The organism is Sulfitobacter sp. F26169L (assembly GCF_026410285.1).
Classification (GTDB): domain Bacteria; phylum Pseudomonadota; class Alphaproteobacteria; order Rhodobacterales; family Rhodobacteraceae; genus Sulfitobacter.
On record NZ_JAPMLP010000006.1, the window covers coordinates 58,304 to 77,567 of the forward strand.

Annotated in this window: 19 protein-coding genes and 1 riboswitch; of the genes, 10 read left to right on the forward strand and 9 right to left on the reverse strand. The window is 57.7% G+C overall.

Annotated features, from left to right (window positions below; all coding sequences use genetic code 11):
- Window positions 1-36 precede the first annotated feature (36 nt).
- Window positions 37-244: riboswitch (cobalamin riboswitch) on the reverse strand.
- 281 nt (window positions 245-525) lie between these two features.
- Genes OS189_RS13785 through OS189_RS13795 form a run of 3 tightly spaced genes read left to right on the forward strand, consistent with a single transcriptional unit; the run spans window position 526 to window position 2,737 of the window.
- Window positions 526-1,230 carry an ABC transporter permease gene (locus OS189_RS13785; RefSeq protein WP_267167912.1) on the forward strand — a complete coding sequence of 235 codons (705 nt, stop codon included), beginning with the start codon at window positions 526-528 and terminating at the stop codon, window positions 1,228-1,230.
- Window positions 1,231-1,232: 2 nt separating this feature from the next.
- On the forward strand, window positions 1,233-1,937 hold the full coding sequence (locus tag OS189_RS13790) for an ATP-binding cassette domain-containing protein (protein ID WP_267168010.1): 705 nt from the start codon (window positions 1,233-1,235) through the stop codon (window positions 1,935-1,937).
- A complete protein-coding gene (locus tag OS189_RS13795) occupies window positions 1,934-2,737 on the forward strand; it encodes an ABC transporter substrate-binding protein (RefSeq protein WP_267167913.1) in 804 nt (267 codons plus the stop codon). Before OS189_RS13790 ends, OS189_RS13795 begins: the two co-directional genes overlap by 4 nt.
- Here the strand turns inward: OS189_RS13795 and OS189_RS13800 are convergent.
- The 6 genes from OS189_RS13800 to OS189_RS13825 all read right to left on the reverse strand — a co-directional run bounded on the left by OS189_RS13800 (window position 2,734) and on the right by OS189_RS13825 (window position 9,232).
- A complete protein-coding gene (locus tag OS189_RS13800) occupies window positions 2,734-3,690 on the reverse strand; it encodes an ABC transporter ATP-binding protein (protein WP_267167914.1) in 957 nt (318 codons plus the stop codon). The two genes, OS189_RS13795 and OS189_RS13800, sit on opposite strands and share 4 nt — an antisense overlap.
- Window positions 3,687-4,673 (reverse strand): ABC transporter ATP-binding protein, encoded by a 987-nt coding sequence (locus OS189_RS13805; protein WP_267167915.1) that lies wholly within the window; start codon window positions 4,671-4,673, stop codon window positions 3,687-3,689. The genes OS189_RS13800 and OS189_RS13805 overlap by 4 nt, the downstream gene beginning before the upstream one ends.
- Window positions 4,670-5,542: an ABC transporter permease gene (locus tag OS189_RS13810; protein WP_267167916.1), complete on the reverse strand. Its 873-nt coding sequence runs from the start codon at window positions 5,540-5,542 to the stop codon at window positions 4,670-4,672. The genes OS189_RS13805 and OS189_RS13810 overlap by 4 nt, the downstream gene beginning before the upstream one ends.
- Window positions 5,539-6,516, reverse strand: a complete 978-nt coding sequence (locus OS189_RS13815) for an ABC transporter permease (protein ID WP_267167917.1) — start codon at window positions 6,514-6,516, stop codon at window positions 5,539-5,541. Before OS189_RS13815 ends, OS189_RS13810 begins: the two co-directional genes overlap by 4 nt.
- A 63-nt stretch (window positions 6,517-6,579) precedes the next feature.
- Window positions 6,580-8,157 carry an ABC transporter substrate-binding protein gene (locus tag OS189_RS13820; RefSeq protein WP_267167918.1) on the reverse strand — a complete coding sequence of 526 codons (1,578 nt, stop codon included), beginning with the start codon at window positions 8,155-8,157 and terminating at the stop codon, window positions 6,580-6,582.
- Window positions 8,158-8,290: 133 nt separating this feature from the next.
- Window positions 8,291-9,232, reverse strand: coding sequence for a LysR family transcriptional regulator (locus OS189_RS13825; RefSeq protein WP_323380234.1), 942 nt, complete (start codon window positions 9,230-9,232; stop codon window positions 8,291-8,293).
- Between the two features lie 91 nt (window positions 9,233-9,323).
- Here OS189_RS13825 and OS189_RS13830 point away from each other — a divergent pair, with 91 nt between their 5' ends.
- Complete coding sequence (locus OS189_RS13830) at window positions 9,324-10,961, forward strand: amidohydrolase (protein WP_267167919.1); 1,638 nt, start codon at window positions 9,324-9,326, stop codon at window positions 10,959-10,961.
- Entirely contained in the window at window positions 10,958-11,809 is an 852-nt protein-coding gene (locus OS189_RS13835; protein ID WP_267167920.1) for a CobW family GTP-binding protein, read from the forward strand. The genes OS189_RS13830 and OS189_RS13835 overlap by 4 nt, the downstream gene beginning before the upstream one ends.
- A 54-nt stretch (window positions 11,810-11,863) precedes the next feature.
- Here OS189_RS13835 and OS189_RS13840 read toward each other — a convergent pair whose 3' ends face one another.
- Window positions 11,864-12,334 (reverse strand): MaoC family dehydratase, encoded by a 471-nt coding sequence (locus OS189_RS13840; RefSeq protein WP_267167921.1) that lies wholly within the window; start codon window positions 12,332-12,334, stop codon window positions 11,864-11,866.
- 12 nt (window positions 12,335-12,346) lie between these two features.
- Complete coding sequence (locus OS189_RS13845) at window positions 12,347-13,351, reverse strand: NADP-dependent oxidoreductase (protein WP_267167922.1); 1,005 nt, start codon at window positions 13,349-13,351, stop codon at window positions 12,347-12,349.
- A 44-nt stretch (window positions 13,352-13,395) separates the two neighbouring features.
- On the opposite strand from OS189_RS13845, the gene OS189_RS13850 reads away from it, so the two are divergent.
- Window positions 13,396-14,049: a histidine phosphatase family protein gene (locus OS189_RS13850; RefSeq protein WP_267167923.1), complete on the forward strand. Its 654-nt coding sequence runs from the start codon at window positions 13,396-13,398 to the stop codon at window positions 14,047-14,049.
- A gap of 40 nt (window positions 14,050-14,089) precedes the next feature.
- Here OS189_RS13850 and OS189_RS13855 read toward each other — a convergent pair whose 3' ends face one another.
- On the reverse strand, window positions 14,090-15,088 hold the full coding sequence (locus tag OS189_RS13855; RefSeq protein WP_267167924.1) for an NADPH:quinone oxidoreductase family protein: 999 nt from the start codon (window positions 15,086-15,088) through the stop codon (window positions 14,090-14,092).
- 138 nt (window positions 15,089-15,226) lie between these two features.
- On the opposite strand from OS189_RS13855, the gene OS189_RS13860 reads away from it, so the two are divergent.
- From OS189_RS13860 to OS189_RS13875, 4 genes are read left to right on the forward strand one after another with little or no spacing between them, the layout of a single operon-like run.
- Window positions 15,227-16,396 (forward strand): acyl-CoA dehydrogenase family protein, encoded by a 1,170-nt coding sequence (locus tag OS189_RS13860; protein ID WP_267167925.1) that lies wholly within the window; start codon window positions 15,227-15,229, stop codon window positions 16,394-16,396.
- The gene (locus OS189_RS13865; RefSeq protein ID WP_267167926.1) at window positions 16,393-17,508 is read left to right on the forward strand and encodes an acyl-CoA dehydrogenase family protein; all 1,116 of its coding nucleotides are present in this window, start codon (window positions 16,393-16,395) and stop codon (window positions 17,506-17,508) included. Before OS189_RS13860 ends, OS189_RS13865 begins: the two co-directional genes overlap by 4 nt.
- Window position 17,509: 1 nt before the next feature.
- Window positions 17,510-18,331, forward strand: a complete 822-nt coding sequence (locus OS189_RS13870; RefSeq protein ID WP_267167927.1) for an SDR family oxidoreductase — start codon at window positions 17,510-17,512, stop codon at window positions 18,329-18,331.
- Window positions 18,331-19,257 carry an SDR family NAD(P)-dependent oxidoreductase gene (locus OS189_RS13875; RefSeq protein WP_267167928.1) on the forward strand — a complete coding sequence of 309 codons (927 nt, stop codon included), beginning with the start codon at window positions 18,331-18,333 and terminating at the stop codon, window positions 19,255-19,257. Before OS189_RS13870 ends, OS189_RS13875 begins: the two co-directional genes overlap by 1 nt.
- Window positions 19,258-19,264: the final 7 nt, after the last annotated feature.

A 19,264-nucleotide genomic window follows, 5' to 3' on the forward strand; every position in this document is an offset into this window, starting at 1 on the left:
GCGGAAGTTCCGCAGTTCTGACGCCCCTCGCGCCCGAACAGGGTGAACACCTCGGCAGGTCTCCTGACTCGCGGGTCGATGCTGCACCGGTCCTTCCCACCACGCAACGTGCGGGGCAGTGGATATACCGGCTTCGCTCTCCGCCTACAGTTGCGGGGGCAGTCGTGGATTTGATCGCTGATCGAACCACGTTCCCTTTTAACCGGACGACGAAACCGTCCGGACCGAAGTGTCCTTTCCCTACACAGATGCCGCGATTCTGGAAAGGGCAATCTGTAAGGATTTCCTAAACGCTGCCAAATGGGACGCGGAGCTGCCACCGGTCTTATGTTTGTCTGTTCCGTCACAGCGGATAACGGGGCGTTGTGACGACGCCTTTAAAAGTGTCATATATTCTGTGAATATCGATGGTCCAGCTTGAACAGCGCAACCACTGCCGCTTATTCAACCATTTATGGCGGTTTTAATGCCTCAACCGTGGTGCCGCCCTTCTAGGGTTCCGGCAAGACGGTAAAGGCAGGCACGATGGGCGATCTTTGGGCAGGATTATCAGAGGCATTCCGGCTGCTTGTCACGCTGGACAGTGACCTTGTGGAAATCACCTTGCGCTCGCTTCAGGTGACGCTGTCGGCGCTGCTCATCGGTTCTGCAATTGCTTTGCCACTGGCCTCGTTTCTGGCCGTGCGCCGGTTTCGCTGGCGGCGCGGCGTGATTGCAATCCTCAACGCGTTGATGGGGTTGCCTCCCGTAGTGGTCGGACTGGTTGTATATGTCATCCTGTCCCGTTCTGGGCCATTGGGGGTGCTTGGCCTGTTGTTTACCCCTACGGCGATGATCATTGCGCAGGTGATTATTATTGTGCCGCTGATCGCCAGCATCGCCCACCAGTCGTTGCGCGATTTATGGTCGGAATATCATGATTTGCTGATTTCGATGAACGTCACACAGGGTCAGAAGATGCGCACGTTGCTGTGGGACGCGCGGCGTGCGCTGCTGACAGCATCATTGGCGGGATTTGGGCGTGCCATCGGTGAGGTCGGCGCGATTATGATTGTTGGCGGCAACATTGATCACGCAACACGCGTGCTGACCACAGCAATTGCGCTTGAAACCGGCAAGGGTGATTTTGCGCTGGCACTGGGCCTTGGCATCATTCTGGTCGGGTTGGCGATTGCGGTAAATCTGTGCATACACTGGCTTGGCCGGACCGAACAGGAGGGCCGCTGGTGAGCATGTTTCCTCTCAAGGTGCGCGGCGCACAGACTGCGCGGCGCGGCAAGGTTCTGGTGGGGCCGGTGGATCTTGATCTGCGCGGCGCAGGGACCACTGTTGTTATGGGGCCGAACGGATCGGGCAAGACCACATTGTTGCGGCTGCTGCATGGGGCGGCGCGGTTAACAGCGGGACAGATTGAATGGGCCTGCGACGAGGTGCAAGCGCGCCGTGATCAGGCGTTTGTGTTCCAGCGTCCGGTGATGCTGCGCCGCAGTGTTCTTGAGAACCTGATGTACCCTTTGCGTATGCGCGGTGTGGCACGCCCTGCCGCATTGGTTGCGGCGGAACGCTGGGCCGTGCGCGTGGGGCTGGACGCGATGCTGTCACGCCGCGCTACACATCTGTCGGGCGGGGAGCAGCAAAAGCTGGCGCTGGCGCGGGCGATGATCACCAAGCCACAACTGCTATTTCTGGATGAACCAACGGCGGCGCTGGATGGCCGTGCCACTCGCGAGGTCGAGGCGGTTTTGCGTGCTGCACGTGATGGCGGCACGCACCTGATCCTGTCGACGCATGATCTGGGGCAGGCCCGCCGCCTTGCCGACGAAGTTTTGTTCTTGCTGCACGGGAGTGTGCGTGAACACGCCTCCGCGCAGGAGTTCTTCAACGGGCCTGAATGTCCTCAGGCCCGCGCGTTCCTCAGAGGAGATATAGTGGAATGAAACGTATGATTTATGCTGCCGCCTTGATGGTTTGGGCAGGGGGCGCTGTGGCGCAGGATGTGATGCGCATGGCCGTTACAACTTCCTTTCATAACTCGGGGCTGGCGGATGTGCTGCTTCCGGTCATCGCGCAGGATCTGGACCTTGAGGTGCAGCTTCTGGTGGTTGGTACCGGACAGGCGCTAAAGCTGGGGCAGGCGGGTGATGTGGATGCGATCCTTGTGCACAGCCGCAGCGCGGAGGAGGCGTTTGTGGAGGAAGGTTATGGCCCGCACCGCCGCGAGATCATGTATAATGACTTTGTGTTCATCGGCCCTGATGATGATCCGGCCCGGATCAGTGAGGCCAAAAATGCCGCCGGTGCGCTTCAGGCGATTGCGCAAACCGAAGCAGTCTTTGTCAGCCGCGGGGATGACAGTGGCACCCATAAAAAAGAGCTGAGCCTGTGGCGCGCGGCGGCTGAAGAACCGGCTGAATTCGGCTCTTGGTACAAGGCAGTCGGCGCTGGCATGGGCGCAGCTCTTAACACTGCTTCGGGGCTGGATGCCTATATCCTGTCGGACCGCGCAAGCTGGCTGAACTTTGGTAACAAAGGTGATCTGGCGATCCTGTTTTCGGGCGATCCGGTGTTGTTCAACCAATACGCCTATCTGCCTGTCAGTGCTACGCGACATCCGCATGTAAAGGCGGAACTGGCGGAAAAGCTGGAAGGCTGGCTGACCAGCGCGCGCGCGGCAGAACTGATCAACGGCTATACCGTCAGCGGCGAAACCCTGTTCTCTTTCAATGCCAAACCCTAGGCTTTTATACACGCAACCTTGTGATCGGCAGCCACTGCATCAAGCGGTGGTTGTGCCGCGCGGCAGGCATCCTCGACCAGTGGACAGCGCGAAGCAAAACGGCACCCAGCTGGCGGATTGAGCGGATCGGGTGGATCACCGGGGATCAGCATCCGCTCCACCTTGCGCTTTTGATCGACCGAAGGCACCGCAGACAGCAACGCCTTGGTGTAGGGATGGCGCGGATCGTTGAACAGCGACAAGCGGTCGGCGTGTTCGACAATTTTACCCATATACATCACCGCGATATGATCACTCATGTGCTGCACCACGCCTAAATCGTGGCTGATGAACAGATAGGTCAGCCCCAGTTCACGCTGCAAGCGGCGTAGCAAGTTAAGAATTTGCGCCTGTACCGCCACGTCCAGCGCGCTGACGGCTTCGTCGCAAATGATCAGCTCGGGGTTGGTGGCAAGCGCACGGGCGATGCCGATCCGCTGGCGTTGACCGCCTGAAAACTGGTGGGGGAACAATTTCATTTGTTCGGGCCGCAGGCCAACCTGTTTGAACAGTTCGGCGACCCGCGCGGGGCGTTCGGCGACGGGCAGGGTGCCCAGACTGTCCATCGGCTCCCGTACAATAGCCTCTGCCCGCAAACGGGGGTTAAGCGATGAATACGGGTCCTGGAAAATGACCTGTACTTTCGCGCGCGCCTTGCGCAACGCTTCACCCTCCAGCGCCAGAAAATCACTGCCGCCCAGACCGACTGTGCCGCCGGAATTTGCGACCAGCCGCGCGACGCCGAGGGCGGCAGTTGTCTTGCCAGACCCGCTTTCGCCCACAATCGCCAATGTTTCCCCGCGCTGCACCTCAAAGGAGACATCATCAACAGCGTAGAGCCAACTGGTTTGCCCCCAGCGGCGTTTGATCGGGAAACGGACAGAGAGGTTTTGCACATTGAGGAGCGCGGTCATATCTGGTCAGCCTTCCAGCAGGCGGAGCTTTGATCGCCAAAGACGATTTCAGGTGGGCGTTTGCTGCGGCATTTGTCATCGGCCAGATAGCAACGTGAGGCGAAAAGGCAGGCATCTACCCCGAAACTGTCGAGGCTCGGTACAATGCCGGGGACTTCGGTCAGGTCTGGCCGCTCTTCGGTCAGTTCAGCCAGCAGGTGCGGCACACAAGAAATCAGACCCTTGGTATAGGGGTGGCGCGGGTGGCTGATTACGGGGGCGACCGGGCCATATTCGGCCTTGCGGCCTGCATACATTACCACCATGCGATCCGCCATTTCGGCCACGGCACCCATGTCGTGGGTGATGAGGATAATTGCCGTTCCTGTTTCACGCCCCAGATCGCGCAGCAGATCGAAAATCTGTGCCTGTACCGTTACATCCAGCGCGGTTGTCGGCTCATCCGCGATAAGGATTTTGGGCGAGCAAGCCAGCGCGATTGCGATCATCACACGCTGACGCTGGCCCCCCGACATCTGATGCGGGTAATCGGAGATACGCGCCTTGGCGTTGGGGATGCGCACGGCATCCAGCAGTTCGATTGCACGCTTCCATGCGTCGCGTTTGTTCATCCCTTTATGACGGCGCAACACCTCTGCAATCTGTTCGCCCACCGTGTAAACGGGGTTCAGCGAAGTCATCGGCTCCTGAAAAATCATCGAGATTTCGTTGCCGCGGATTGCGCGTAACTGGCTACTGTTCATCTGGGCCATATCATTGCCCTGAAACAGGATGCGGCCCTGTGCGATTGAGCCAACCTTTTCCGGCAGCAGACCCATGATGGCGAGCGCGGTCATCGATTTACCGCAACCGCTTTCGCCGACAAAGCTGAGCGTTTCGCCTGCATTCAGTTCCAGTGACAAATCGTCAATTACCGGTGCTTGACCGCTGCGCAGCGCAAGTTCGATCCGCAGGTTTTCGATTTTAAGGAGGGGTTCTGTCATCGCTGTCTCAGTTTCGGGTTGAGCGCGTCGTTGAGGCCGTCACCGACCAGTGAAATCGCAAGTACCGTGATGAAGATCGCTACACCGGGAACGGTCACCGCATAGCTGGCATCAAGGATATATTCGCGGTTGCTGCCGATAATCTGGCCCCAGCTTGCGACATTGGGATCGGTAAGGCCGAGAAACGACAGGCCCGCCTCGAACAGGATCGCAGAGCCGACCATCAGCGCGGCCTGCACAATGATCGGGGGCAGGGCGTTTGGCAGGATCACACTGAAAATCAGCTTGCCGTTTTTGACACCACCTGCTCGGGCTGCGGTCACATACTCCAGCTCGCGGATGCGCATGAATTCGGCGCGGGTGATACGGGCCACGGCGGGCCAGCTGACCAGTCCGATGGCGAGCGTGATCATAAACAGACTAGCCCCGAACAGGGATACGATCACCATGGAAAACAGCAGTGTCGGAAGCACCTGAAAGAACTCTGTAAGGCGCATGAGCAATTCTTCGACCCAGCCGCGGTAGAACCCGGCAAGCGCGCCAACGGTTATACCGATTGAGACAGTTACAACAGCCGCGGAAACGCCGATCGTCAACGAAACTTTCGCGCCGTGGATCAGCAGGGAAAGTAGGTCGCGACCCAGATAATCAGTGCCCATCAGGTATCCCTCTTCACCCGGCGGGGTGAAAGGGACCCAAACCATATCGAACGGATCACCGGGATAGACCATCGGCCCGATGATTGCCACTGCGACAATCAACAACAGCACCACCAATCCGGCGACGGCTGCATGGTTGCGGCGAAACATCTCGGACGCTTCGGAAAACGGTGATCGCGCCTTGGCGGGAATATCGTCTATCTGGGTCATGCGCGGCCTCTTACACGGGGGTCGATGGCGCGAAGCACCAGATCGGTCAACAGGTTGCCGATAATCACGACGAGGGCTGAGAAAAACAGGATGCCGAGGATCGTTGGCGTATCACGCGCAAGGATGGAGGTAAGCGCAAGCTGCCCCAGACCCGGCCAGGAGAATACCGTTTCAACCAGCACCGCGCCGGAAATCACCGCAGAAAACTGCAAACCGGCAAGCGTGACAACAGGGGGCAGTGCGTTTTTCAGCGCGTGCTTTAGCACGATCTCACGCTGGCTCAGCCCTTTGGCTTTGGCTGTGCGCACATAGTCGGAGCCCAGAACCTCTAACATCGAAGCGCGCGACAGGCGCGAATAGAGTGCGAGGAAAATAGAGCCAAGCGTGATCACAGGCAGAACCATATGGTGTGCCACATCCACCGCTTTGACGAAGAAGTTACCGTCAACAGTGATGTCGCTCATCCCTGCGACAGGAAACAGCGGGATTTTTAGAGAAAAGGCGATTAGCAGCAAAATACCCGTCCAGAACACCGGCGCGGCATAGCCAAACAGCGCAATCAGCGTGACGAAGTAATTGGCGATGCCATTAGGGTGGCGCGCAGAGAAGACGCCCAGCAAAACCCCAACAACCAGCGCGAGGCTTTGAGCCACAAGAACGAGTAGAAGGGTGGCAGGGAGTTTTTCAAAGATCAGCGTAGTTACGGGAGCGTTATAGAAGTACGAATACCCCAGATCAAAGCTCAGCACGCGGCTGACATAGGCGAGGAGTTGCACAGGAAAGGGCTGGTCCAGCCCGTATTCCGCACGAATTTGTTCCATCATTTCGGCGTCCGCTCCCCCCATCGAAGCGGCGATTGTGTCTGCTATATCGCCGGGGGCGAGGTTCATCATGGTGAAGTTCAACACCAGAACCGCAATCAGCAGCAGTGCGGCGTACAACAGCCGCTGGAGTATTGTCATGAAAATGGCCATGGGCACCTTGCGAACGCTGGGGTGAAGCCTGCCCCACAGAATACGGAGCAGGCAGTTTGCAGATTACTCTTTCAGGTAAACCAGATCATAGGGTGAGCCGGAAGCCCAGATGCCCAATGGCGGATTGCCCACTTTGGTGGAGTAAATCGTATGGTAGGGCAGGGTGTTGGTCCAGTAAACCGGCAGGTCTTCGGCCAGAATTTCCTGAAACTTGGCGTAGATTTCCTTGCGCTTGGCAGGGTCGATCTCTTTTGCGCCCTGCTCCATCAATGCGTCGATCTCCGGGTTGACGTATTGCTGGGTGTTGGACCAGATCACACCGGGCTTGATATTGTCCGAGGAGTAGGTGCGGTGAACACCGATTACCGGATCGCCCCAGTTGAACACTGTATCCCAAGTCATGTCGAAATTGTGGTTCGAGATTTTCTGTGCCCATGTGGGAAAGTCGACATAGCTGTTCACGCTGACATCAATACCGACCTTGGCCAGTGACGCCTTGGTAAATTCTGCCTGCGCTTTGGTGGTAGGGTTGCCATAGTCGATGGTCAGGCTGAAACGGTTGCCATCTGCGCCGCGTTCGAAACCGGCTTCGTCCAGCAGGGCATTCGCTTTGTCCAGATCCAAATCATAACTGTTTACGTCGTCGTTATAGAGCGGCGATCCAGGGTGGATACCAGTCTTTGCATCGGTGCTGAGGCCTTGCATGATTGCCTTCAGGATGAACTGCTTATCGATTGAATAGGCAATCGCCTGACGCACACGCTTGTCTGACAGTGGCCCTTCTGAGCCTGTGTTGAACGCCAGCCAGTTCAGCGGGCCAACAGCGGCGTAACCTTCATCGGTTACAATCAGGTTTTCGTTCTTTTTCATCCGCGCGATGTTGCGCACAGTTGCTTCAAACGTCGCCATGTGCAGCTCACCATTCTCAAGGCCGATGGCACGGGAAGAAGCATCCTTGATGATACGGTAAACGATTTTGTCCAGATAGGGGCGACCCTCGATGAAGAAATCGTCATAACGTTCCAAAACGATGTTCTGGTCGCGGTTGAATTCCGCCAGCTTGAAGGGGCCGGAGCCTACTACGTTTTCGCTGTTCTGCGGATGCGACTTTACGTCCTGTCCGTCGCCGTAAACGTGCTTTGGAATAATCGGCAGCAACTGGCTGGACATCGCCAGCAGCAGGGCTGGGTGCGGCTGGCTGAGCTTGAGAACGGCAGTGTTTTCGTCGGGTGTTTCAACAGAGGTAACAACGTCGAACATGGATTTGAAGGGGTGGTTTTCCTGCACTGTCTTTACAGAAAACGCGACGTCTTCTGATGTGATCGGTTTGCCATCATGGAACGTGGCACCCTTCACCAGCTTGAGTGTCATCGACAGCCCGTCATCAGACCAATCCCAGCTTTCTGCGAGATATGGCTGCGGTGTCCAGTCCTCGTCATACCGCAGGGGGGCGGCAAACAACTGTGTGCCGGGCGCGCCTGTCGCGATGCCGGATTGTACCGCTGGATTCAGGTGGCGGGGATTCTGGGGTAGCGAGTGGATAAGCGTACCGCCGCGCACTGGTTCTTCGGCCTGTGCGCCAAAAGCAATAATGCTTCCCAATGCTGTCGCCGCCAGCATGGATTTGAAATGTTTGGTCACGTGTCGGACTCCCTTTTATGATTATTGGTGATGAGGCTAACGTGAGGTCATACCCACACAAAACAGTTTTTCTAAATTCAGTTAGTGCATTTTATGGTGGAATAGTTCGTCAGCTAATGATTGTTGAAAACCATCAGGGGATACGCACTGCCATATGTTCAAAGCCCCCCTGCATGCGGATCATTTCGCAATGGGCGTGAAAATCAGCGACCGCGCGAGGCTGGCGAACGCGGGTCTGCATGACCAGACCAAAATCTCTGGGCTTGATCCTGTCCCGCAACGGCACAGCGACTATTCCGGCGCGCCGGTCTATTGCAGCGAGCGGTTTTGCGTTGAGCAGGGTAAACCCCAGATTCGCAGCAATCATAGTGCGAATCATCGCAACCGAAGACGAGCTGTGTACAACATTCACATCTATCTTTGCTTTGCGGAACAGATCGGAATAATGGCTGCGAGTCTGGGGCAGGAACAGTTCGATCATCGGCTTTGCAGCCAATTCGGACAAGCAGGTGCTGGGTTGGTTTGCGATGGGATCGTCCGCGCAGAGCAAGGCAAAATAGGGCAGATCTATAATCTGATGAAACAGCTGATTGTCTCCTACCGTTTCGTGATAGGTAAAGGCCAGATCAGCGCGCCCGTTTTCCAGATAGCCGACCACAGTTTCCATATTCCCTTCGACAATTTCAAACCGGATGCCGGGATGTTGGCGTTGAAAGCTGGCGATTGCGTTGGGCAAAAACGTAGCCGCAGCAGCGGCAAAGCAGGCAAGCCTGATAACGCCGGTCGAGGTGCCGCCGATTGCGCTCAGCTCGGCTTGGAATTCGCGAAAGCGACCCAGAAAATCAGCGATCAATGTGAGACACTGCTGACCGGCAGAGGTCACCAGCAGCCCTTTCGCAGGCACGCGGGTGAACAGATCAAACCCGACATCCGCCTCCAGCGCGTCAATTGCTGCGGTGATCGAACTTTGTGAGATATTCAGATCAGCTGCCGCCGCAGCGATTGATCCGGTGCGGCCTGCCGCCTCTACATAGCGAAGTTGTTTGATGGATAGGGTGGTTACGGCTTCCCCCAGAAAATGTGTTTACTGCTGTAGTTAAAACCAGTTTTTGCGAGGAAGCAAATTCAATAGCGTTTGACCAACCGATTAACCCGAGGAGATACCGATGATCACCATCTACAAAGCCCGCAAGATCATCACGATGAACCCTGCACACGCCCACACAACCCATGTGGCGGTGCGGGATGGAAAAATTCTGGGCACCGGCCCGCTGGAGGATCTGGAAGGCTGGGGTGACTATACGCTGGACGACCGATTTGCCGACAAGGTGTTGATGCCTGGCCTGATCGAAGCGCACAGCCACCTTATGGAAGGCTCGCTTTGGGCCTATACCTATGTCGGGTTCTTTGACCGGATGTCGCCCGAGGGTGAGATGCAGAAAGGCTCCAAGAACCTGCAAGAAGTGCTGGCCAAGCTAAAAGAGGCCGAATCGAAGATCGAAGACCCCGATGCACCGATGCCTGCGTGGTCCCTCGACCCGATCTATTTCGACAACGTGCGCGTAACGCGGCACGATTTGGATCAGGTCTCGTCAACCCGCCCGATCGGAATCATGCATGCGTCCGGCCACATCATGAACGTGAACACCAAAGCGCTTGAGCTGGCTGGCATGATGCGCGCAGGAGTTAACCATGACGGCGTGCCGTTGGGCGATGATGGTATGCCCTTGGGAGAGTTGAAGGGACCGGACGTGATGACACCCGTGTCGCCGTTTGTAGGGTTTGATCGTGATATGCTGGCCTGCGATGAAAAGGGTATCTGGCGTTTTGGCAAGCTATGTGTGCGCGCCGGCGTGACCACCGCAACCGATCTGGCGAACAAGCTACCGGACGAGACAGTAAACATGTTCACCAAGATCACGGGCCAGACCAAATACCCCACACGTATCGTTTCGCTGAGGTTTCATCACGGGATCAGCCCCGAAGACCTGATTGATCATGCCATTGCGCTAAAGCCGAAAAGCACCGAGATGCTGCGGTTGGGCAAAATCAAGGTGATTGTTGACGGCTCTATTCAGGGGTTTTCGGCGCGTCTTCGCGAGCCTGGGTATTTTAACGGGGCGCCGAACGGGCTGTGGTATATCTCTCCCGAGCATCTGAAGTACATTCTGGAAAACGCTTTGGAGAAGGGTATTCACATCAACACCCACACCAACGGCGATCAGGCTACGCAACTGGTGATCGAAACGATGACCGAAGCCTTGCGTAAACACCCCAGCTCCGATCACCGCTTTGTGCTGCAGCACTGCCAACTGGCGGATGCCGCGCAGTTCCGCAAGATCGCCAAGCTGGGGATGTGTGTGAACCTGTTTGCCAACCACCACTTCTACTGGGGGGACGAGCATTACAAGCTGACGGTCGGGCCAGAGCGTGCGGAGCGGATGAACGCCGCAGGCACGGCTCTGCGGGAAGGGGTTCCGATGACAATCCACTCGGACGCGCCGATCACGCCGCTGGGGCCACTGTTTACCGGATGGTGTGCGGTCAACCGCCTGACCGCATCGGGGCGGACCCTTGGCGAAGCGGACAAAATCACCGTTGACCAAGCGCTCTATGCGATCACGTTGGGGGCGGCCTATACACTGCACATGGATCAGGAAATCGGATCAATCGAGGCAGGCAAGCGCGCGGATTTTGCGGTGCTGGAGGACGATCCGGAAGAGATTGGCAGTGACAAGCTGAAGGATGTGCGCGTCTGGGGCACGGTGCAGGGCGGTCGGGTGTTTGCCGTGGCAGATATATGAGCCTGCCCGTCACCATCCTGAGCGGGTATCTGGGGGCTGGCAAAACGACGCTGGTTAACCAGATGCTGCGGCAGGCAGATGGCAAGCGGCTGGCGATTATGGTCAATGAATTCGGCGATCTGCCGATCGATGCAGACCTGATCGAAGCAGAGGGCGACGATATGATCGCCCTCGCGGGGGGGTGCGTCTGTTGCAGCTATGGGGATGATCTGATGGCGGCGCTGACGCAGATGGCTGCGATGCAGCCGCCGCCCGATCACATCATACTCGAAGCAAGTGGCGTTGCCCTTCCCGGTGCCATTGCTTCCAGCCTCGGCATTGTTGCGGGGATCAGAGCGGCGGGTGTTGTTGTACTGGCAGACGTGGCCCAGATCGAAGGGCAGCTTGCCAACGACTATATCGGTGACACCGTCGTACGCCAGTTGGCTGCGGCGGATCTGGTGGTGCTGACAAAGGGTGACATTGCAGGCGCGGCACAGGTTGCACATGCGCGCACCACGGTTGCAGCCCACGCCGACAGTGCCGCTGTGGTGGAAGCGTCCCATGGCCGTGTGCCGCTGGATGTGGTGCTGAACCCTGTTCAGATAGCGATCCCGCAAAGGGGTGAACCCCATGGCAACGCTGCGGGATTGATCAGCGAAGTCGATGTGCCTGAGGGTGAAGTCGACGCCGATGACTATGCGCGCGAGCTTGCAAGCCGCACCGAGGTGATCCGCGCCAAGGGCCATGTGAACACCGCGCAGGGGCTTCGCACCGTGCAGGTTGTGGGGTCACAATGGGAGGTCAGTGCACCGCCGCAAAATGCGCAGGCCGGCGTTGTCGTGATCCGTCTGAAAGACCCTGTCTAGCAAATTGGTCGCCTGATCCGCCGCTGCGGGTCAGGCGTTTTCGTCGCGCTTTGTTCAATCCTCAAACACTGCCATGCCCAACCATTCAGCGATGAGGGCGGGGGTTTCCTCGCCCTCGATTTCGATGGTCAGCAGGTTCTCACGCAGCATGTTGACCGGCCCTTTGGCGGATACCTTTTGCAAAGTGAAGCGCCCGCGCAAGCGGCTACCAGCGACCACAGGTTTCAGAAACCGCAGTTTATTCATGCCATAATTGATGCCCATCACCTGTCCGGGCAGCATATCGAAACAGTCATAGGCAAACCTGCTGGCCAGCGAGAGTGTCAGAAAGCCGTGTGCAATGGCCCCGCCAAAAGGAGTTTCAGCGGCAGCGCGTCGCGGATCAACGTGAATCCACTGCTCGTCATGGGTGGTTTTGGCAAAATCGTCGATCATCTTTTGATTAACGGTGATCCAGTTGGATACGCCTACTTCCTCACCGATCTGTTTTTCAGCTTCGGCAATGGCCGTTTGCAATGCAGACATGTGTTTTCTCCCTTATTGCGGATCAGCAGACACGCGCACCATGCGCTTGCCCTTGTTGTCACCGTTCAGCAGACCGATCAGCGCGGCGGGGGCGTTCTCCAAACCATCGACGATATCTTCGGTCACTTTCAGCTGGCCACGCTCCATCATCCCTTGCATGGCGCGAATCGCCTTGGCGTCATTATGCGCCCAGTCCATCACGATGAACCCTTCCATGCGCAGGCGTTTTACCACAATCGCGCCGGGAAGGTTGCGTGGGCCTGTAGGAGTGGTGCTTTGATACTGGCTGATTGCGCCACAGCACACAACGCGCCCCCGTTCGTTCATCAGGTTCAGCGCGGTTTCAAGGATCACACCGCCCACATTGTCAAAATACACATCCACCCCGTCAGGGCAGGCAGCGCGCAGGGCTTTGAACAATCCGTCAGCGCGGTAATCAATACAGGCGTCAAAACCGAGTTCTTTCACCACCCAATCGCATTTCTCCGGCCCACCGGCGATGCCAACTACACGGCAGCCAATGCTTTTGGCAATCTGGCCAACATAACCGCCCACCGATCCGGCAGCGGCAGACACAAGCACCGTTTCCCCCGGCTGGGGTTGGCCCACAGACATCAGACCATGATAGGCCGTTTTGCCTGCAATGCCGAAAACCGACATCAGGTTTGACAGCGTCGGCACCTTCGGCAGTTTCTGTACCTTATGCGCGGGCATGGTAACATAGTCGGACCACGTGGCCTCTGCCGCGACGATATCGCCTGCAGCCAGCTTGGGGGAATTTGTCTCTACCACTTCGCAGATTGCATAGGTGGGCATTGGGTCACCGGCGTTGACGGCGGCGCGGTAGGTGGCACCTTGCATCCAGCTTCGGTTCGCAGCGTCGATTGACATGAGAATCACACGCAACAGCACTTCGCCCTCTGCGGGGCTTGGCATTTCTGCTTCGGTCAGCTTGAAATGATCTTGGGTCAATTCGCCTTTGGGCAATTCGGCGACAACGATCTGGCGGTTTGTCATTTTATGGTCCTTACTTGGGCAAATGAATTCGAAAGGGTGAAACGATGGGGAATGAAGCGCGACAGCACAGGTTTGAACCGCCGCAAGGTGCGTGCGATATTTTGCTGATCCGTCACGGCGAAACACAGGCTGCCAAACGCGGCGAGATGTTTCCGATGGTGGGCGGGCAGGGTGATCCGGCGTTGCGCCCCGAAGGCGAGGCGCAAGCAGTTGCGATTGCCGAACGCCTCAAGCACGAAGCGATTGACGCGATTTACGTCACCACCATGCAGCGCACCCATCAAACCGCGGCCCCGCTTGCGCGGGCCTTGGGCCTTGCGCCAATGGTCGAACCGGACCTGCGAGAGGTTTTTCTGGGTGATTGGGACGGCGGCGAATACCGTTTTCGCGCCGCGGCCAATGACCCGGCGTTTGTGCGTGCGCGTGATGCCCACGAATGGGGCGAGATCCCAAATGCAGAAACCACCGCGCAATTGCAGGCCCGTGTGATGCACGGGTTGCGCCGTATCGCGGCAACGCACCCCGATCAACTGGTTGCAGTCGTTGTGCATGGCGGCGTGGTCGGCGCGGCGCTGTCGATGGTTGCACAATCGCGCCCGTTTGCGTTCAACGGGGCCGATAACGGCTCGATCAGCCGTATTGTGATCAACGGTGAACAGATGATCCTGCGCGGGTTCAATGACGTGGCGCATCTTTAAAATGCGCCACATTCAGGTATTTTAGAGTAGGGCATAGAGCCTACTCCACATCCAGCACAACCTTGCCCTGCACCTTGCGATCCATCATCAGGTTCAGCGCATCGGCGGCTTTCTCAAGCGGGAAGCGTGCCGAAATGCGCGGCTTGATTTCGCCGCTGGCATACATGCGGAACAGGTCTGCCATGTTTTCGGCGTGCATGTCCGGCTCGCGCAGGGTATGCGCGCCCCAGAAAACGCCGACAATCTGACAGCCCTTCAACAGGGTCAGGTTAAGCGGGATTTTCGGGATACCTGCGGGAAAGCCTACCACGAGGAAACGACCTTTCCACGCCAGTGCGCGCACGGCAGGTTCAGCGTAGGCGCCACCGACCGCATCATAGACAACATCAACACCGTCACCGCCTGCCAACTCTTTAATCTTGGCTGAAAACGCTTTTTGCGCGTCGCGGTCATCCATGTCGCGGGTGTAAATGATGGTCTCGTCCGCGCCGAGATCGCGACAGAACTGCGCTTTTTCCTCGGAACTGACAGCGGCGATGACACGTGCGCCCGCAGCCTTGCCTAGTTCGATCGCAGCGGCACCAACTCCACCCGCCGCGCCAAGGATCAACAGCGATTCGCCTGGCTTGAGTTCTGCTCGGTTTTTCAGCGCGTGATGGGAGGTGCCGTAGGTCAGCATCAGACATGACGCTTCGTCAAATGGCATCTCGTCGGGGATCTTCATGACCCGTTCGGCTTCAATACACAAATGAGTCGCAAAGCCGCCAAAGCCCGTCATTGCCAGAACACGGTCGCCGACGGCCAGCCCTTTTACACCTTCACCGACCGCTTCAATTTCGCCCGAAACCTCACCACCGGGGGCAAAGGGGCGGGGCGGCTTCATCTGGTACATATCCTTGATAATCAGGGTGTCAGGAAAGTTCAAGCCAGCCGAACGCACGCGGATGCGGACCTGCTTTTTCGAAGGTTCGGGCGTCTCCATCTCGGTCAGTTTCAGCGTCTCCGGTCCCCCGGGCTCATGGCTCAACATTGCTTTCATCTTGGCGTCTCCTCCGGATTTGATTGAACACAATGGGCCAGTGCAACTCTTGCTTGTCAATCGAATTTCGAAATGCAATTCTGCTGTGCGGAATGGTCGTTCGCAAAAGACCACATGCGTTTAACGGGAGGATAACGGATGGCAGACGGATCAGCGGCAAATGAATTTCGCACGCAATTGCGCGAGTGGCTGGAGGCAAATTGCCCCGCCGAAATGCGCGAGGGGCGGGGCACCGAGGCCGCTATTTGCTGGGGTGGCAGGAACTGGGCGTTCACATCCCAAGCCCAAAAGGACTGGCTGGAGCGGTGCGCCGCCAAAGGCTACACGGTGCCGACATGGCCGGTCGAGTATGGCGGTGCAGGACTGACACGCGAGCAGGAAAAGATTTTTCACGAAGAAATGGCGCGAATCAATGCGCGCTCGCCGCTGGAAAGCTTTGGCATCTGGATGCTGGGGCCTGCGCTGCTGCATTTCGGAACCCATGAGCAAAAGCTGCACTACCTGCCCCCGATTGCGCGTGGCGAGGTGCGTTGGTGTCAAGGCTATTCCGAGCCGGGTGCGGGATCGGATCTGGCAAATGTGCAGACCCATGGCGCGGACAAGGGCGATCACTGGCTGGTAAACGGCCAGAAGATCTGGACCTCTTACGCTGATAAGTCCGACCAGATTTTTGCGCTGGTGCGCACGGACCGCGATGCGCCAAAGCACAAGGGCATTTCGTTTTTGCTGATCGATATGGATGATCCGGGCGTCGAGACGCGACCGATCAAGATGATTTCGGGCATATCCCCGTTCTGCGAGACATTCTTTACCGACGTAAAAGTACCCAAAGACCGGATTGTCGGAACAGAGAACCGCGGCTGGGACGTAGCAAAATACCTGCTCACTCACGAGCGTGAAATGATTTCCGGCGGTGGTGGCGGATTGTTGGGCGGTGGCCGTGCTTTGGGAGCTGTGCTGTCTGACACGATGGAGACTCTGGATACCACGTTGCGCGCGGATGCGATGCGCTGCGAGATTGACGGTTTGGCAATCGGTCTGACGCTGGAGCGGTACAAGGACCAGTCAGAAGCAGGGCAGGGCGCGGGCGATGCGTCTGCTATGTTGAAATATATGGGCACCGAGTTGAACAAACAGCGCCACGAACTGATGATGACAGCGGGCGGTTCTGCCGCGCTGGAATGGGACGGTGCTGTGGGTAATCGTGCGGGCGACTGGCTGCGCACAAAGGCAAACTCAATCGAAGGGGGTACCAGCGAGGTTATGCTAAGCATCGTATCGCGCCGCGTGCTGGGGTTACCGGCATGAGCAAACTTGTCCTGAGCGAAGAAGAAACAATGTTGGCCGATATGGCGCGCGGTTTTCTGGATGGCGCCGCCCCTGTAAGTACGTTCCGCAAGATGCGTGACGAAGGCCGCACACATGACGCAAAGCTGTGGAAAGAGATGGCGAATATGGGCTGGGCCGGTGTGCTCGTGCCCGAGTCGGCGGGTGGCTCTGATATGGGGTTCGCAGCGGCAAACGTGATTGCGCAGGAAATGGGCAGGACGTTGGTGATTTCGCCATTTCTGTCCAGCGCTGTCATCGCGGCGACTGCGCTGCGGCAGGTAAGTGATGAACGCGCCATGGCGGCATTGGCAAAGATTGCCAGCGGTAATGTCACCTATGCGCTGGCTGTGGATGAGGGGATCAAACATAATCCTGACGCCACCGCGATGGAGGCGAAGGCGGACGGTAACGGCTTCCGGCTGACAGGCAAAAAGACATTCGTTGTTGATGGCGCCATGGCCGACCGTCTGTTGGTGCTGGCCAAAACCGCCGAAGGGCTGACCCTGTTTGATATCCCTGCAGATCGCGCGGGGATCAGCCGCGAAAAATCAAACATGATCGATGCACGTGACGCGGCAAAAATCAGCTTTGATGATGTCGAGGCAACGGGCGACGATGTGCTGGGGCAGGTTGACAGCGCCATGAATGTTCTCAGACCGGCCTTGCAGGCAGGGCAGGCCGCACTGGCCGCCGAAATGACGGGCCTTGCCGCTGGGGCAATGGCGATGACGGTCGGCTATCTGAAGGAGCGCAAGCAATTTGGTGTAGAGATTGGCCGCTTTCAGGCATTGCAGCACCGCGCGGCCCATCTGTGGTGTGAGACAGAAGTGACCCTGTCCGCAATCCTGAACGCTGGCCGGATGCTGGACAATGACCCCGAGAATGCAGAGCTTGCCGTTTCACTTGCCAAGGCCCGCGCGACAGACACAGCTATTCTGGCCGTGCAGGAAGGTGTTCAGATGCACGGCGGGATCGGAATGACAGACGCCTATGACATGGGCTTTTATATGAAACGCGCGCGCGTTGGTGCAGAGTGGTTGGGTGACTACAGCTATCACGCCGAAAAAGTCGCCGCATCGAGAGGATTTTAAGATGGATATTCAAACGTTGTTTGGTCTGGAGGGAAAGACCGCATTGGTAACGGGCGGTGCCACCGGCATCGGTCGCATGGCGGCAGAATCGCTGATGCGTGCGGGGGCCACCGTGCTGATCGCCAGCCGCAAGGGAGACGCGTGCGAAGCGGTTGCAAAAGAACTGAATGCGCTGGGTGCCAGTGGCAAGGCCATCGGCTTTGCCGGTGATGTTGGCACCGAAGAGGGTGTCGATGCGCTGGTCGCGGCTGTGAAAGAGCGCACCGAAACGCTCGATATTCTGATGAACAACGCAGGCATCACATGGGGCGCGCCGCTGGGGGAATTTCCGCACAAGGCGTGGTCGAAGGTGATGGATGTAAATGTAGCCGGGCTATTTGATCTGACGCAAAAGCTGCTGCCAATGCTCAAGGCTTCGGGTACAGTCGATGACCCCGCGCGGGTGGTGAACGTGGGCAGCGTCATGGGAGAGCGCGAGATGGGCGATGGCGCGTACAGTTATTCTGCCTCCAAAGCTGCGGTTATCCACCTGAGTAAAATTCTGGCCAAGGAACTGGCCGGAGATGCGATCACTGTTAACGCACTGGCACCGGGGCCGTTTGTAAGCCGGATGACCGCTTTTGCGACCCACGATGAGGACATGCGCAGCAAGGTCGGAGAGGATGTGCCGCTGAAACGTGTGGGCCGCGACGAAGATATCGGCGGCTGCATGTTGTTCTTGTGCGGGCGCGGCGGTGCCTACATTACCGGCGCTGTGATCCCCGTGTCCGGCGGCATCAACGTGATGTCCGGCCCCAACATTTTTGAACACGCGTTGCACTGATGGCTGATATTCGATTTGATGGACAGGTTGCGATTGTTACCGGCGCGGGAGTCGGCCTTGGCCGCTGTCATGCGCTGGGGCTGGCGGCGCGCGGTGCGAAGGTTGTTGTAAACGATCTGGGTGTTTCAACGGATGGCACCGGAACATCTTCGGAAGCGGCGCTGGCTGTGGTCGAGGAAATCAAGGAGATGGGCGGCGATGCAATGGCGCATGGCGCTGATGTGTCCGACGACGATGCCGTTAAGGACATGGTGGCCCAAGCCATAGACGCATGGGGGCGCATAGACATTTGCGTCAACAACGCGGGCATCCTGATGGACAAGACATTTGCCAAGATGGACATGGCCGCATTCCGCAAAGTGGTTGATGTGCATTTGATCGGCACTGCCAATGTAGCACATGCCTGCTGGCCGCACATGCGGGCGCAGAAATACGGGCGAATTGTGCTGACATCCAGCGCGTCAGGGCTTTATGGAAACTTTGGTCAGTCCAACTATGGCGCGGCAAAGGCGGCGATGCTGGGGCTGATGAATGTGCTGCACATGGAGGGCGCGCGTGACAACATTCGTGTCAACACGCTGGCCCCCACCGCAGCCACCCGCATGACGGCCGGTCTGTTACCCGAAGCGGCGCAGGAATTATTGGCACCCGATACCATCACGCCGGGCTTGCTGTATCTGGTAAGTGAAGACGCGCCCAGCCAGGTGATCCTTGGCGCGGGTGCTGGCAGCTATGCCGAAACGCGCATTTACGAAACGCAGGGCATCACTCTGATGGGCGAGGATAACACGCCCGAAGCTGTTGCCGCGCAATTCGACCAGATCCGCAACCCTGAAAACCAACAACAACTGGGCGATGCTTTCGGCCAGACGAAAAAGTACGCCCTCAACGCAGCCAGGGCCCGTGGCCTGAAGCTCGACTGGTAATTCATAG

Excerpts from the sequence above, each read along its gene's own strand:
- OS189_RS13785 (WP_267167912.1), top strand. The coding sequence starts at position 526 with ATGGGCGATCTTTGGGCAGGATTATCAGAGGCATTCCGGCTGCTTGTC.
- OS189_RS13790 (WP_267168010.1), top strand. The coding sequence starts at position 1,233 with ATGTTTCCTCTCAAGGTGCGCGGCGCACAGACTGCGCGGCGCGGCAAG.
- OS189_RS13795 (WP_267167913.1), top strand. The coding sequence starts at position 1,934 with ATGAAACGTATGATTTATGCTGCCGCCTTGATGGTTTGGGCAGGGGGC.
- OS189_RS13800 (WP_267167914.1), bottom strand. The coding sequence starts at position 3,690 with ATGACCGCGCTCCTCAATGTGCAAAACCTCTCTGTCCGTTTCCCGATC.
- OS189_RS13805 (WP_267167915.1), bottom strand. The coding sequence starts at position 4,673 with ATGACAGAACCCCTCCTTAAAATCGAAAACCTGCGGATCGAACTTGCG.
- OS189_RS13810 (WP_267167916.1), bottom strand. The coding sequence starts at position 5,542 with ATGACCCAGATAGACGATATTCCCGCCAAGGCGCGATCACCGTTTTCC.
- OS189_RS13815 (WP_267167917.1), bottom strand. The coding sequence starts at position 6,516 with ATGGCCATTTTCATGACAATACTCCAGCGGCTGTTGTACGCCGCACTG.
- OS189_RS13830 (WP_267167919.1), top strand. The coding sequence starts at position 9,324 with ATGATCACCATCTACAAAGCCCGCAAGATCATCACGATGAACCCTGCA.
- OS189_RS13835 (WP_267167920.1), top strand. The coding sequence starts at position 10,958 with ATGAGCCTGCCCGTCACCATCCTGAGCGGGTATCTGGGGGCTGGCAAA.
- OS189_RS13840 (WP_267167921.1), bottom strand. The coding sequence starts at position 12,334 with ATGTCTGCATTGCAAACGGCCATTGCCGAAGCTGAAAAACAGATCGGT.
- OS189_RS13845 (WP_267167922.1), bottom strand. The coding sequence starts at position 13,351 with ATGACAAACCGCCAGATCGTTGTCGCCGAATTGCCCAAAGGCGAATTG.
- OS189_RS13850 (WP_267167923.1), top strand. The coding sequence starts at position 13,396 with ATGGGGAATGAAGCGCGACAGCACAGGTTTGAACCGCCGCAAGGTGCG.
- OS189_RS13855 (WP_267167924.1), bottom strand. The coding sequence starts at position 15,088 with ATGAAAGCAATGTTGAGCCATGAGCCCGGGGGACCGGAGACGCTGAAA.
- OS189_RS13860 (WP_267167925.1), top strand. The coding sequence starts at position 15,227 with ATGGCAGACGGATCAGCGGCAAATGAATTTCGCACGCAATTGCGCGAG.
- OS189_RS13865 (WP_267167926.1), top strand. The coding sequence starts at position 16,393 with ATGAGCAAACTTGTCCTGAGCGAAGAAGAAACAATGTTGGCCGATATG.
- OS189_RS13870 (WP_267167927.1), top strand. The coding sequence starts at position 17,510 with ATGGATATTCAAACGTTGTTTGGTCTGGAGGGAAAGACCGCATTGGTA.
- OS189_RS13875 (WP_267167928.1), top strand. The coding sequence starts at position 18,331 with ATGGCTGATATTCGATTTGATGGACAGGTTGCGATTGTTACCGGCGCG.